At 56.0% G+C, this 13,661-nt stretch carries 11 protein-coding genes, 1 tRNA gene and 1 pseudogene; 7 read left to right on the forward strand and 6 right to left on the reverse strand.

Annotated elements, in window-relative coordinates; genetic code table 11:
* Window positions 1-713: 713 nt before the first annotated feature.
* Window positions 714-1,589, forward strand: a complete 876-nt coding sequence (locus tag HC231_RS02660) for an integrase domain-containing protein (RefSeq protein WP_208229601.1) — start codon at window positions 714-716, stop codon at window positions 1,587-1,589.
* A gap of 159 nt (window positions 1,590-1,748) precedes the next feature.
* Here HC231_RS02660 and HC231_RS02665 read toward each other — a convergent pair whose 3' ends face one another.
* Together HC231_RS02665 and HC231_RS02670 are read right to left on the reverse strand one after the other, a co-directional pair.
* Complete coding sequence (locus HC231_RS02665; RefSeq protein ID WP_208229602.1) at window positions 1,749-2,042, reverse strand: contact-dependent growth inhibition system immunity protein; 294 nt, start codon at window positions 2,040-2,042, stop codon at window positions 1,749-1,751.
* On the reverse strand, window positions 2,039-2,872 hold the full coding sequence (locus HC231_RS02670) for an RNase A-like domain-containing protein (RefSeq protein WP_208229603.1): 834 nt from the start codon (window positions 2,870-2,872) through the stop codon (window positions 2,039-2,041). The genes HC231_RS02665 and HC231_RS02670 overlap by 4 nt, the downstream gene beginning before the upstream one ends.
* Before the next feature lie 475 nt (window positions 2,873-3,347).
* On the opposite strand from HC231_RS02670, the gene HC231_RS02675 reads away from it, so the two are divergent.
* From HC231_RS02675 to HC231_RS02695, 5 genes are all read left to right on the forward strand, one after another.
* On the forward strand, window positions 3,348-3,623 hold the full coding sequence (locus HC231_RS02675; RefSeq protein WP_208229604.1) for a DUF4102 domain-containing protein: 276 nt from the start codon (window positions 3,348-3,350) through the stop codon (window positions 3,621-3,623).
* A gap of 169 nt (window positions 3,624-3,792) precedes the next feature.
* Complete coding sequence (locus HC231_RS02680; RefSeq protein WP_208229605.1) at window positions 3,793-4,908, forward strand: lysophospholipid acyltransferase family protein; 1,116 nt, start codon at window positions 3,793-3,795, stop codon at window positions 4,906-4,908.
* Window positions 4,909-4,912: 4 nt separating this feature from the next.
* The gene (locus HC231_RS02685) at window positions 4,913-5,803 is read left to right on the forward strand and encodes a phosphatase PAP2 family protein (protein WP_208229606.1); all 891 of its coding nucleotides are present in this window, start codon (window positions 4,913-4,915) and stop codon (window positions 5,801-5,803) included.
* 3 nt (window positions 5,804-5,806) lie between these two features.
* Window positions 5,807-8,311, forward strand: a complete 2,505-nt coding sequence (locus tag HC231_RS02690) for a PEP/pyruvate-binding domain-containing protein (protein WP_208229607.1) — start codon at window positions 5,807-5,809, stop codon at window positions 8,309-8,311.
* A 355-nt stretch (window positions 8,312-8,666) separates the two neighbouring features.
* A tRNA-Gly gene (locus tag HC231_RS02695) sits at window positions 8,667-8,742 on the forward strand.
* A gap of 325 nt (window positions 8,743-9,067) precedes the next feature.
* On the opposite strand, the gene HC231_RS02700 is transcribed toward HC231_RS02695, so the two are convergent.
* Both HC231_RS02700 and HC231_RS02705 read right to left on the reverse strand, forming a co-directional pair.
* Window positions 9,068-9,958, reverse strand: coding sequence for an oxidoreductase (locus tag HC231_RS02700; protein ID WP_208229608.1), 891 nt, complete (start codon window positions 9,956-9,958; stop codon window positions 9,068-9,070).
* Window positions 9,959-10,295: 337 nt separating this feature from the next.
* Window positions 10,296-10,655 (reverse strand): annotated as a pseudogene (locus HC231_RS02705) (TetR/AcrR family transcriptional regulator); the annotation flags it as partial.
* Between the two features lie 45 nt (window positions 10,656-10,700).
* Between HC231_RS02705 and HC231_RS02710 the strand changes: the two are divergent.
* Complete coding sequence (locus HC231_RS02710) at window positions 10,701-10,946, forward strand: Rid family hydrolase (RefSeq protein ID WP_246494667.1); 246 nt, start codon at window positions 10,701-10,703, stop codon at window positions 10,944-10,946.
* A 298-nt stretch (window positions 10,947-11,244) separates the two neighbouring features.
* Here HC231_RS02710 and HC231_RS02715 read toward each other — a convergent pair whose 3' ends face one another.
* On the reverse strand, window positions 11,245-12,861 hold the full coding sequence (locus tag HC231_RS02715) for a (2,3-dihydroxybenzoyl)adenylate synthase (RefSeq protein ID WP_343073011.1): 1,617 nt from the start codon (window positions 12,859-12,861) through the stop codon (window positions 11,245-11,247).
* Between the two features lie 11 nt (window positions 12,862-12,872).
* Window positions 12,873-13,661 (reverse strand): thioesterase II family protein, encoded by a 789-nt coding sequence (locus tag HC231_RS24280; protein WP_425490547.1) that lies wholly within the window; start codon window positions 13,659-13,661, stop codon window positions 12,873-12,875.

Consider the following 13,661-nt stretch of genomic DNA (forward strand, 5'->3'; position numbering starts at 1 on the left):
AATCCAGTAAGGAGCCAACAAGCGCAGCGCGTTAGCCGCTTGATATACGGATTTTGGCGCAGTAAATTGTCAGTGTTACACCGCTGCTGCACGCAGCACTCCACGTTGCCACGACCTTGAAGGCAACGCGCAGGACCAACCTGTGTGGTCGACACCAACCCGCCCCGCTACCACTTTGCGGGTGATCGCTGCGGCGATGGTAGCTACCTTATTTCAGCGCCTTAGGGCTGCATCCCGTTTGCTCTTCGTGAAGCAACTGCTTTTTGCATACGCACTGATGCGTACAACAACCTTTATAGCTGGCGCAACCGTCTGCGGCCTTTTACTGCCTCAGCAAATGCATCCATGAGGCAGCGGCGTCACTTCATACGGCGCAAAGCCGTTGCAAGTGACGCCGAGAACGAACTCTGCGCCAGCCCTCGCGCCATAGCGCTTTCCGGCGCGACCTGTCATCTGACGCACATTTTCTGCGTCAATTCTCATCAACCCACTTATCAGAGGAGGACTGAACCGATACCTGAGGCGGGCTTTCAGCCTGAGGGGATTACCCTGCTGATGCAGGCGGCTGCACCGAGTGCATAACCGATATTCCCGCCATACCTCAACCGCTGCCGCTCCGGCGCGCAGGTATTGTTCAGTGCGGCACGGTAAATCCGTGTCGTGAATCGCCGTGCGCCGGAGAACAGAGGTTATTGAGGATGGGGGGATAGCATATGTCACGATTAAGCCGGGAAATGCAGACGCTGGCCCGACAGGCTGGCGGCAGCCATAAGACGGTTCATGACCGACTAAAGATTGCAGAGCGGCTTGCCAGTCACCTGCTGGCTTTGAATATTCAGATCCGCACGGTGCAGTACCTGAAAGCAAAACACATCGAATGCTATATCGCCGGGCGGTTAGAACAGGGAATTACACTGCGCACGCTGCATAATGAGATGGCAGCGGTACGGGTGATACTGCGCACCGCCGGGCGGAACAAGCTGGCGGATGCGGAACGGCTGAGCAACAAGACGTTAGGTCTGAGTGGGGCCAGCCGGGACGGTACGCGGAAAGCGATTACGCCGGAGCGCTATCAGGTAGCGTTGGCAATCCTGCAACGGAAAGACGTCGGGTTAGCTCTCACACTGCAACTGGCTCGAATGATGGGCCTGCGCTCACAGGAAGCGGTGCAGTGTCCGCAGTCGCTCAAGACGTGGGTCACCGCGCTGGAGCGAGGCGACGAACAACTGACGGTGGTATTCGGCACCAAAGGTGGATGGCCCCGACAAACGCGGGTGCTGGATCGGAAAGTGTTAATGCAGACGGTGAATCAGGCGCTGGCGATTGCCGCTACCCGCAACGATCGGCTGATTGATAAACCGGATCTGAAAAGCGCCATGAATCGCTGGCACTCGCAAACGGCTCTGGCAGGACTGAAGGGGCAATATTCCCCGCACAGCCTGCGTTACGCATGGGCTCAGGATGCGATGCGTTATTACTGGCGACAGGGTTTCAGTAACCGGGAAGCAAGTGCGCTGGTATCGATGGATTTAGGGCATGGCGATGGACGTGGGAGATATGTGCAGCGGGTTTATGGGCGGAAGGTGTAAATTGTTGTAGGCTGTGTCCCGCAATTCATTTTCACAGTCTGACGGGGGATTAATGAATTAATACTGTTTTTAAGTCAATATATTGTATTAAGATCTACCTGAAATAAAACTCCCGCGGAGGTTAGACCACGGAGTGAGAGAATCGGCAAGGGAATATAGTTAATCTTTAGGAAGAAGATTCTTGAGTTTAGTTAAAAAATTACGCCACGACCCGTAGCTTGGTGTTGGATTAAAATCGGCTTTAGCTAACCGAGTTAATTTTTCTTTTAATGCAACATCATCGTTATCATCTAGCAGTTTTTGAATCTGTTTCCTGGCTCTACTGACAGAAATAGCACTCTCCATTTCAACATAGCTGTTAACAACTTCTTCGATGCTATCACCAAACTCCTCAGAATCCTGACCAAAGAATACACAGATCAATATATCCAATTCTACGTATTTTCTTTTCATAATGAATACTCCATTACCGGATAAGCAGTCAAAACAAAGTAAGGTTTTCCCTGATAGACCTTTTTAAGTAAAATCACCCTCACTGTATTGCTGGTAAGTTTCTTCGGATTACCCTGTTTAAAACCATATCCAACACTCCTGCCAGCGTTGAATTCCAATTTCAGCATGTTGTGCGGGTTATTTGTGTTCGCCCAATGAATAATTCTCAATCGGTTAGCTTTTAAGGTTTTACTAACGAAAAGCTCAGCGCCGTAAAGAGAGTGGAATGATGATGCTGAGATCATATCAGGGCTTCGTTGTAGTCTGGCAAGAAGCTCCTGCTCAGGAACGGCAACATGTTTGGCAATTGTGTGACCACCAGCCTTAACCCCTTTCATACCTTCGTGTTCGATGAGTTTGAAATTACCTGCTCTGACGTAAGCAATTCTTGATGCACCAATCGCCAGACCGAACCCGAGAGGAACCGCAATATCAATAGTCATCCCAACATTAACAGCGGTATTGCTATCTGCACCGAAGTTTTTTGCCATTTCTACAGCGAGTTTATGGGTTGCCGTGCGAACATCTTGTCCGGTAAGCATCTGGTCTGCGGCAGAATTTATGGTATCCAGACTGTGGGCACCGACAACAACACACCCTGCTTTGGTAAAACCAGTGGGTTCCGGTACGAGACATAACGCGGTAGCTCCTGCTAGTTCTATCCCGCCGAAAAGAATCCCCACTCCGCCGAGAATACGGTTTGTCAGTGTTTCAGCTTCTGAAAGTGTTCCATCTGAAAGTACCGCAGCAAGCTGAACAGGGGATAATACTATTGATATTCCTTCTGACATGATGTTATCCGTTTCCATTTAACGTTAGATAATAAATGATTAGTCCGTAAACCGTTAGGTCTGTGGCCCATCAGTCTGTCCAAATAAACTATTCAATGCTGCGTAACGTTAACATGTTTTTTATTTTTTTTTTGCATGCTGTCACAGATCCATTTAGCTCGCAAGCGCGAGGGGCCGCATTATTTTTTGCAAAAAATATTAGTTCTTTATTTTAATGGTATTTTTACAGTGGTAATTGTTTGATCGACGGGAAGTAATAAAGAGGGCGTTTAAGCAATCTAATGAAAAATACTATCTTGCCAACCTCTTCAACCTAGTACACAATATAGCCAGTCAACCAACAAGGTGTACTGAAAATCCTTGTTGAATCAGCCGATTGAGCGAGAAATGCCTTTCCCGTTTCCCGCTCCAATTCTTGTTCTATAGACAGCCACCAACGTCTGTAGCTCTCTGATTCAATAGGGTAATCGCTCTGTTGAACATCCAGCGAAATCCACTGAAAACCACCATCAACCACGCCGAAGTCGTACACAAATTAGTACATGAAAATCGGGTGCGTTACGGATGCGGATTGTTTGCTGAGTCGCTTCCCTGTGCGCGGTACGCCTCTCTTCAAAACCCTATGGCGTTAACCGATGCCGTTGCCCGGCAGGCCCGCACCACCGGCAAAGCCTATACCCTGAATGATAGCGATGGGCTGTCACTGTTCGTGACCGGTAAAGGCGCGATGAGCGTCAGCTCCCGCGGCTAAGATAGCATTCTCCTTTATCCTTGTTGGCCGGCTGCTATTGCGCTGAATTTATTTTGCAAATCACAGTAGTTTGCTGATTTGGCGCGATGAGATAAAGTAGCGGAGGTGTTGTCGGGTAACCACGTCCGCAACCAAAGGGATAGGTATTGGCTGAAGGTGGGGGAGGGATATGAAACCGGATTTCTCCAGGCAGACGCCTGGCTATCTGCAATTCACGCCGGGTCGGCCCCTTTCCCTTTGGCACCGCTGTATTGCCCGTCTGCTGGTGCGTTTCTACTACTCCTCGTTACGCTTTGTTACGCCGTATGGGCGGCCGCTGGCTTCCTTCGACGGCGAAACGCCGACGCTGCTGTTGGCCAGCCATCGCAATGGCGCGACGGACGGCTGGATCTTCAACCAACTGCTGCCGACCGCGCAGTTTCTGACCTCCGTTCAACTGCTTCGCTCACGCTTTCTGCGCTTGATGTTCGCCGGTATTCCAGTGGTGCGCGACAAGGATCGCGTTCGCTATGGCTATAGCCGGGCGCAGGCGGGCAATCCCATCTTGCAGGCGATTGCTCATCTGAAGCTGGGTGGCAGCGTTATCATATTTCCCGAAGGCACCAGCGAATGGGGCCCCGGACCGCAGCCTTATCAGGAAGGCGCGGCCAAAATTATCCGCCGGCTGATGCAGGAGCAGTGCCGTTTTCAGGTTATCGTCGCCGGCAGTTTCTATCAGGCGCCGGATCGCTTCGGCTCCGCGCTGGAGTTGCTGGTCAGCGATCCGCTCGCGCTGCCTGAACAAGGCGAAGACAGCATCGCGCATTGGGAAATGAGAATCATGCAGTCTCTGAGTTGCTCGCTGGATCGCGTTTCCGTTACCTGCCGCGACGAGCCGATGCTGGAGCGGGTGGCGCGTCAGGCCTGTTATCGTAGCCGCATAGACGGTTCTTATGCGCTGGCGTTCAAACAGGCGGAGCAGCAGGCGTTGAAAGGCCGCGCGCCGGAGCCGACGAGGGCGGAGACCTCGCGTGCGTCCATGAACATCCTGCAGTGGGTGGCGTGGACCGTGTTTATCTTCACGTTGCTGCCGGTTTGGTTGTGCGGCTGGTGGGCGGGACGCCGCGCGGACGGCCGCAACACCACCACTTTTTTTCGTCTTGCCGGCGGGTTTGGGATGGCGCTGGTCTGGCTGCCCTGCCTGGCGGTTGCCGCCTTCATCTACCCCTGGCTGTTGCCGTTGTACGGCGTCGCCGTGTGGGGCTGGCGTCAGCGCGGCAAATTTGCGGCCATGAATCTTGAGTAATCATATGAAAGCAGACAGTAGTGTGGCGATGATTCGGCATGGAGAGATAAGCAATCGCTGCTATCTCGCTTTGGTTGTCTTGATTTGGCTGTGGGGCATTGCAAGCGCGATCAGCCTGCGCGACGCGCGGTTTATCGCGCCGGGCGTACTGAGCCTGTTGGTTTTGCTTTTGCTGGCCAGAGCAACGGCGACCGGAGCCGGGCCGTGGCGCAACTGGCTCGGCGTGCTGCAGTTTGCCAGCAGTTGGCTGGTATTTTATCTGTTCAGAGCCATTCACCTTGCGATGCCGCGTTCGTTCGACGAGCAACTGTTGGCGTGGGACCGCCTGCTGTTCGGCGGCGTCGGTGCGACGGGAAAGGTGGCTGCGCTGCACGGTTTCTGGCTGTCTGAAGTAATGAGCCTGTGCTATCTCTCTTTTTATTTCATCATACTGCTGCCGGTGATCGTTTACGCCTTCCGGCGCGCAACCCAGGCCAGCCGCGGTTTTTTCCACGGCTTAATGCTGATGTATCTGTTTGGTTTTCTGGGCTATCTGCTGGTTCCCGCCAGCGGCCCCTATTTGCAGTTCCCCGACTTGTTTCCGTATCCGCCGGAGGGCGGCGCGATCACCGCCTTTCTGGCGGAGCTGGTTGCCCAGGGCAGCACCGGTATGGACGTTTTCCCCAGCCTGCATTGCGGCATCAGCCTGTATATTCTCGGCTATCTTGCTCTGCAGCGTCATACCGTGATAGCCCTGCTGCTGTTTCCCGTGGTTGTCGGCCTTGTTCTGGCAACGCTCTATTTACTCTACCACTACGGCATTGATCTTATCGCAGGAGCGTTGCTGGCTTGCGCGGTGCTGGGGTGGCTGCATCAGTGCGGCTATTTTCGCGACGACGCCGCGTTAAGGATCTAACCAATGAACGTAGTCAACGACTTTATCCTGCCGTTTGCCGATCCCCACGCTACGGAGCTGTCGATAAGCGGCGGCAAGGGCGCCAGCCTGGCGCGGCTTACCGCGGGCGGCCTGCCGGTTCCCCCCGGTTTTATCGTCACCAGCGCCGCCTATCGTTCATTCCTGGCGCCGATGCGGCCGCAGATTGCCGCGATCCTGCAGGCCGGGGACGATGTCGCCGCGCACAGCCGGCGTATTCAGGACTTAATCCGCCGGCAGCCCGTCGGGGACGAACTGGCGCAGGCGGTAAACGCGCAGCTGCAGGCCAGCCAGGCGGCGCAGTGGGCCGTTGCGGTGCGCTCATCCTCGACTTTTGAGGATCTGCCCGGCGCGGCGTTCGCGGGGCAGCACGATACCTTCCTCAACCGGCGCGGCGCGGCGGAAATCCTTACCGCCCTGCGCGACTGCTACGTCTCTTTGTGGAATGAACATGCGATGCGCTATCGCGCCCGGCTTAACCTCGCCCACCTTGACGCCTCGATGGCGGTGGTGGTGCAGCAGATGGTGGAGATGACGGCCGCCGACAGCGCGGGCGTCGCTTTTTCCATCGATCCGGTGCGCGGCGATCTCAACCGGGTGCTGATCAACGCCTGCTTCGGCCTGGGCGAGTCGGTGGTCGGGGGCGAGGCGCCGGTTGATGAATTTCGCGTGGCGTTGCCGGAGTTGACGGTGGCTGAACGCAATATCGCACAGAAGAGCCAGATCATTCTGAAGAGCGAGTCGGGGGTTCGGCACGTTGAGCTGCCAGTCGAACAGGCTGGGCGGCCAGCGCTGACGGATACCCAGTGCCGCACCGTTGCGCAGCTGGCACGGCAGGCACAGGAATTTTTTGGTTTCCCGCAGGATATTGAATGGGCATTCTCCGGCGGCGTCTGCTATCTGTTGCAGTCGCGTCCGATCACCTCCGTCCCGGAACGCTGGACGCGGGACGAGGCTGCCGAGCGTTTCCCCAATGCCGTGACCCCGCTTACCTGGGATTTGGTGGAGGAAGGGTTTCATGAGTCGCTCAACTTCTCTTTCGAACTGATGGGGCTGCCGCATTTCGGCGGTAAATGGTTCGCCATCAAAGATTTCTATATCTACGGCAACCAGAATGCGGTCGAACTGTACGCCGGCAGAATGCCTGGCGGCATCCACTCCATTGACGAGCTACAGGCCGCGCTGCCCGAACTGGCGAGGCGCTACGCCTGGGTGCAGGAGCTACCCGTACGCTGGATGCGCGATCTGGATACCTACCTGCTGGAGATTGGCGCGCTGCTGCGCGAGGATCTGTCGACCCAGCGGCTGGATGAATGCTGGCGTTATGTGCTGCGCGTACGCGATGCCGGCAAACGCTACTTTCTGCCCAATATCGCGATTTCGCTGACGCAGCGCACGTTGTACGCCGTCCTCTATCAGATCCTGAGCATGTCGATGTCTCCGTCGGAAGCGAAGACGACGTTCGATCTTCTGTTATCGGTTTCCGACACCAAAACCGGACAGGTGAATGCAGAACTATGGGCGCTTTCCCGCCTGATCCGCCAGGATGCCGAGCTGATGCAGGCGTTTAAGCAATTGTCCTCCCAGGAACTGGCAGGACAGCTGTCGCGCTATCCCTCCTTTGAGCAGGAGCTGACGCAGTTTCTTCAGCGTCACGGCCATCGTGAACTGGATTTCGACGCTTATTATCCTACCTGGCTGGAAGCGCCCCATGCGGTGCTGGACCAGTTGAATATGCTGGCTGAACTGCCCGATGAAGATCTGGCCGGTCAGGCGCAGCAAGCGAGGCTGGCCGCCTCCGCAGCGCAGCACCTGTATTTAACTCAGGTGCCGGAAGGGATGCGCTATTTTATCGAGGAGGTGATCCGTCTGGCGCGGAGTTACACCTATCTGGACGATCTTGAGCATTACCAGACGACGCGTCTGACGCTGCCTTTCCGCAAAGGGATTAAAGAGATCGGCGAACGTTTGGTGGCGCGCGGCGTACTGCGCGAGGCCAGCGATATTTATTTTGCGCCATTCAGCGTGCTGAATGACGCCATTCTCAAAGAGCGTTTCGATACGCTGGCGCAGGTCGTGTACGCTAACCTGGAGGGCTGGCGGCAGGCCAAACAGCGCAGCCCGGCCTGGAACTACGGCGAGCAGAGTCGCGCGGAAGATACGCCGACCGGCAATGAGCTTACGGGGCTGGCGGGAAGCCCGGGTATCGTCGAAGGCGAGGTATTTTTAATCCACAGCCCGGACGATTTCGCGCTGTTTCCCAAAGGGGCGATTCTGGTGGCAAGAACCACCAACCCTGCCTGGACTTCGCTGTTTTATCGCGCCAGCGGCGTGATTACCGAAAGCGGCGGCCCGCTTTCGCACGGGGCGGTGACGGCCAGAGAGTTACAACTGCCGGCGGTCATGAGCGTAAGGGGCGTCATGGATCGTCTGAAGAACGGCATGCGCGTCCGGCTGGACGGCAGGAATGGCACGGTTGGCGTGCTGTAGCCGGGATCGGATGCCGTGGGCGCAAAAAACGCTGGCAAGGCATCTGAATCTGATTCGCCGCCGCGTCGGATTTCAGCCGCGGCGAGACTCTGTGCGGCGGAGTCAGCGCTGAGTCCGACGATCCGGCTTAATCATCGGCGATGGATGGCGATGTTTTGAGCCGTCGGCTGATTATCTGCGCAATCGCCACCGCACGGCCAGAATTTATAGTTAAAAGGACTTGTCAGCGATGAGTGATTGGTACATAATGCTGGCCACCGATGAGGATGTTAGTAAATAGTTATATAATTCATTGTATTACAATGATTATCATCGGTAGCCGCGCAACCCCATTGCGTTGACGTAAGAATAATTTGCGGGAATAGCTCAGTTGGTAGAGCACGACCTTGCCAAGGTCGGGGTCGCGAGTTCGAGTCTCGTTTCCCGCTCCAATTCTTGTTCTATAGACAGCCACCAAAGTCTGTAGCTCTCTGATTCAACAGGCTAATCGCTCTGTTGAACCTCCAGCGAAATCCACTGAAAACCATAGTCAACCACGCCGAAGTAGTACACAATTTAGTACACAAAAATCGGGTGCGTTATCGGTGCCTCATAAGTTCGTGGAACTAAAACGGGTGTGCTTACAGAGGAGCAGGTATGCCGTCGCATCTTGCATCCTGGCACTATTTTAATCATCTGAGTCGTCTGGATATATCGCTCAAACCCGTGGCGATTCAGGGGGTAATCGTCTTGCAAACACTCCTGTAGTTAACGACTTCAACCCGGCCCCTCACTTCCTGCCGCCAGCAGCGGTACCAGCACGTCGCTGATAGGCGTAGGAATACCATGTGTGTGACCATAACGCTGTACCACGCCGTTGCGAATATCCCACTCCAGCGGGCGGTTGGCCTGGCGATCGGCGAGAATGGAGGTGCCTAGATCCGCAGGGGCATGATGAAAACCGTTAACGATCTCTTGCGGAACGTTATCGTTCAGCACTGCGCCTTCCGCACGCGCTACCGTCAGACACTCACGTAGATAAGCCAGTGCCAGTTCAGTGATATCCACGCGCGAGAACATCCCGGCACGACGATTCGCAAGTACCATCAGACCAGCGACCGCATTTTGCAGCAGTTTGCGCCAGGCGATGGAGATAAAATCGGTTGACAGCTCAACCGCGCAGCGTGTGCCGCTGAGCGCATCAGCTACCCGTTTTGCCTGCGGCACATCCGGCAGCGTCAGACGTGGTTTGGCGCGCAGCCAGACTGAGGCATCCGGCTCGCGCTGTGCCGGGAACCACACTACTGAAGGTAGTACCTTTGCGCCATTGACTGAGGGTTCCAACTGGGTTTTCTGCTCGACGCCATTTTGCAGTGCGCATACCACGGTGTTTTCATCGCACAGCGCGGCCAGCCAGTTGGCGATGTCAGCTACCTGGGTGGTTTTCACCGCTATAAATACCAGATCGAACGGATGGCTGATTGTCGCCGGATTACTCAATACCGGACCTGGCACCACAACTTCACCGTCATCGTGACGCAGAATTAACTGCGGATGCGCGGTGCGCCCGCAAAGGACTGGCGTGCGGTCAACTTCATGCAATACAGCGGCGATAGTGGTACCGATAGCACCCGGACCAATAAGAGCAATCGTGGGGTGGTCAGACATTTCGTATTCTCCTGATTTGATTAACCCATTATCAGTGTGCCGGCGGCAATCACCGTACACGACAGCATTTTTCTTAGCGTTAACGTTTCGCCGAGAAACAGACATATGCGCACCCGCAATGTTTATTCGTATTCTTTAATTTTATTAAAAAAGGTAGGTCACCGCATGGCTTCATCAAGAATGGTTGATCATATAAAGCCCTTGCTTAGACCAAAAAGTGATCAGTGGTTTTCACACAGCCTGAGCGAATGGCTGACTATCAGAGCAGATGCGAATTACCCAAACTGAGCTGTTTTGCGCGCACTGTAAGGTCGTCGCTCCCACCATACGTGCGCCTTCATCGTGGTTTATTGGAACTATTGCGTAAGCCGCTTGCCAGTTGCGTAAACACCTCAATAATTTTTGGCAGCGCCTGCTGCGGATCGTCGCTGGCCGCAATCCAAAGTGCGGAATTCAACGCGGCACTATTTAACAGATATGCAGCGGCATCCGCGTCCACCGATTTGAGTACGCCGCGTTCGATCATCTTTATAACGGTCTGGCGGGTGGATTCGAAGCAGCTATTCTGACTGGGCCATTGTGCAGGATCCCCGAGAAAAGCCGGGCCATCAAGCAGAACGATGCGCCGCACTTCTGTGTCCAACGCCATCTTAATATAGGCAATCCCTTCAGACAGCAGCCTTTCCCAGTCGTCATCGGCAGCCGCGCCGACGGCACGCCGGAGCCGGATTTTACCGCGCAGGTGCAACTTGCTTTTGATAACCTGGGCGCGACTCTTGCAGCCGCAGGTTGTACGTTTGACGATCTGCTTGATGTCACCACTTTTCATACTGACCCGGAAAATCAGTTTCCGACGATTATGCAGGTGAAACAATCTATTTTCCCGCAGCCCCCTTACCCGAACTGGACAGCCGTTGGTGTTACCTGGCTTGCGGGATTCGATTTTGAAATTAAGGTAATTGCCCGAATTCCAGCGCATCAGAAATGAAAACCAACCCCTGCAGATATTGCATGAAAATGGTTCGCGAGGCGGAGGCGGATTGTTTGCTGAGTCGCTTCCCTGTGCGCGGTACACCTCTCTTCAGCACTGAAGGAGGCATACCCTATGGCGTTAATCGATGCCGTCGTCCGGCAGGCCCGCACCACCGGCAAAGCCTATACCCTGAACGCCCATTGATTTCCAGCGCCCACTCGCCATGCCGCTCATAGAGCATATAGCTACTTGCCTGATGGCGAATGTGCTCGGCCAGATCAACGGGGCATGTAATTTCCTGCGGATAATGCGGCTAGCGGGATGCGGGCTCCTGCGAGGCCTGCTGCATTGCGATGGCAATCAACCGCCGCTTGTCGATTTTTCGGGCGGCGGTCAGCGGCCATTCTGCGATCGTCTCGATCTGATCCGGTATCTTGTAGTCGCTTATGCCGCACTCTCGCAACGCCGCTTTGATCTGCGCCGGATCAATTGACTGGCCTTCGAGCTTGATGAAGGCGCAGATCCTCTCGCCCAATAGTTCGTCCGGAACCCCCACGGCAACTGCGGCATGGACGCTATGCAATGCGCTCAAGGCTTCTTCCACCTCCGCCGAAGAGATTTTCTCACCGCAGCGATTGATCTGCTCCTTGATCCGTCCCTCTACGATCAGGTTGCCGCGCTCGTCACGACGAACCAGATCGCCGGAGCGATAGAAACCGTCCTCGGTGAAGCTTGATGCGTTCTGCTCCGGCGCGCGGAAATAGCCTCGGATCGTGTAAGGGCCGCGCGTCAGGAGTTGGCCGATCCGCCCTCCGACCACATCGCGGTCATCTTCATCGACGATTCGGACTTCGTCATCCGGCGACAGTGGCTGCCCTTGCGTGTGAACGATGGTTTCCAACGAGTCGTCCAAGCGCGTGTAGCAGAGCAACCCCTCGGCCATGCCGAAGACCTGCTGCAATTGGCACCCCAGCACGCCGATCAACTGCTTTGCCAGCCCGGCCTCCAGACGAGCCCCGCCGACCTGAATCACCTTCAGGCTCGACAGGTCGCTGTCCTCCCATTCTCGGCCTTCCACCCAGAGCTTGGCCAGCGGCGGAACCAGCGCCACGTGCGTCACGCGCTCTTTCTCAATGAGCGGCATGGCCTCGTCGCAACTGGCAGAGGTCGATGTGACCACCTTCCCGCCGCACTGGAATGTGCCCAGCACGCCCGGTGATGCCAGAGTGAAATTATGCGCCGCCGGCAGGACGGCCAGAAAGACCGTATCGCCAGTGAATCCGCACTGTCTGGCCGACGCGCTGAAGTTGTAAAAATAGTCCCAATGGGTGCGGGGAATCAGCTTCGGCGTCCCCGTCGTTCCCCCGGAAAGCAACAGCAATGCCGTATCCCGTGCATCTTGCGCCGGCCAGGGACATTTCGGCCCCTGCAGGTCGTTCAGTACGAATACTTCCCGCTCGCTGGGCCCGGAATTGCCATCCCTGACGACAAGCCGCAATGACTCATACCTGTCCTGCATCTTTTTCGCAATCGCGAGAAAATCATGCTCTCCAACGTCGCCGGGAATGAAATAGGCAACCGGGCGGGCGAGCGCCATCAGCGCATCAATGTCTCGTTCCCGCTGGTTGGGCATCGCCATCATCGGGATGGCGCCCAGCCGCAGCAAGGCGAAAAACACTATGAAGAAGCCAAACGTGTTGGGCATCTGCACCATCGCATACTCGCCAGGCCGCAACCCGGCGGCGTAGAGACCGCCGGCAAGACGTTCGACACGCTCTTGCAACGCCAAATAGGACAGACTCTCGCCGGCCTCATTGGTCAGGGCGGTACGGGCGCCATATTCACGAACCCATTGGGTAAGGCAGTAGCTCAGAGGAAATGATTCGCTATCGTGGCTCATCGTATACGATGTGGGCTGTTCGGGTTTCATCACCGTGTTCCTTACTTGAATGTACACGCCTGAGCGTGCGCGAAATGAGGTTCAAAACGGCGTCTGATGTGCTCCAGAAAGGCCCTCGGACGCCGGGTGACATAGAAATGGTCGCCCGCAATGGCGACGGGGCCTTGTGTATCGCTTAGCCAGGTTTTCCAGGCATCGACCTCTGAGCGCCAGGCCTCGCTGTCTGCGCCGCCATAGACCAGCAGGGCCGGTGTCTGCAGCCGCTGTGCCGGGGGCGGCGGCTGAGGTTGCCAATACCCTTCCGTGGCCTGGAAATCCGCGCGCAGCATGGGCATGAACACCGGCCACATGGCCGGTTCGGCCAGCAGTTCCTGCGTGCAGCCGCCGATGGCGATCAACTGCTCCAGGAATGCGCGATCCTCAAGATGGCTGATGGGACGGCGGCCTCGCAGATGCGGGGCATGGCAGCCGGACAGCACCAGACCGCGTGGCGCCGCGCCCTTGCGTTCCAGGCGCACGCATACCTCATAAGCGATCTGAGCGCCCATGCTGTGCCCCGCCAGAATGAGCTGTTGCCGATCAATGCCTTGGTCCTCAATTTCTGCCAGAACCTGGTTGGCAAGGTCGGCGATGCTTGCTGCGCAGGGCTCGTTCATTCGATGGTCCCGTCCCGGATAGACGGCCAGCGACGCCTGTATGCCCGCTGGCTGGAGCTCCCGCCAGCTTCGAAATGCGCTCGCACTTCCGCCGGCAAAGGGGCACAGCACAAGATGCAGACCAACGGCCTCTCGCCCGATAGGCTGGTCGCACAGTGACAAGAAGCTATCCAT

It is taken from the genome of Brenneria izadpanahii (genome assembly GCF_017569925.1).
In the GTDB taxonomy this organism is placed as follows: Bacteria; Pseudomonadota; Gammaproteobacteria; order Enterobacterales; family Enterobacteriaceae; genus Brenneria; species Brenneria izadpanahii.

Excerpts from the sequence above, each read along its gene's own strand:
- HC231_RS02670 (WP_208229603.1), bottom strand. The coding sequence starts at position 2,872 with ATGTCAGAAGGAATATCAATAGTATTATCCCCTGTTCAGCTTGCTGCG.
- HC231_RS02680 (WP_208229605.1), top strand. The coding sequence starts at position 3,793 with ATGAAACCGGATTTCTCCAGGCAGACGCCTGGCTATCTGCAATTCACG.
- HC231_RS02715 (WP_343073011.1), bottom strand. The coding sequence starts at position 12,861 with ATGAAACCCGAACAGCCCACATCGTATACGATGAGCCACGATAGCGAA.
- HC231_RS24280 (WP_425490547.1), bottom strand. The coding sequence starts at position 13,661 with ATGGATAGCTTCTTGTCACTGTGCGACCAGCCTATCGGGCGAGAGGCC.
- HC231_RS02700 (WP_208229608.1), bottom strand. The coding sequence starts at position 9,958 with ATGTCTGACCACCCCACGATTGCTCTTATTGGTCCGGGTGCTATCGGT.
- HC231_RS02685 (WP_208229606.1), top strand. The coding sequence starts at position 4,913 with ATGAAAGCAGACAGTAGTGTGGCGATGATTCGGCATGGAGAGATAAGC.
- HC231_RS02660 (WP_208229601.1), top strand. The coding sequence starts at position 714 with ATGTCACGATTAAGCCGGGAAATGCAGACGCTGGCCCGACAGGCTGGC.
- HC231_RS02690 (WP_208229607.1), top strand. The coding sequence starts at position 5,807 with ATGAACGTAGTCAACGACTTTATCCTGCCGTTTGCCGATCCCCACGCT.
- HC231_RS02665 (WP_208229602.1), bottom strand. The coding sequence starts at position 2,042 with ATGAAAAGAAAATACGTAGAATTGGATATATTGATCTGTGTATTCTTT.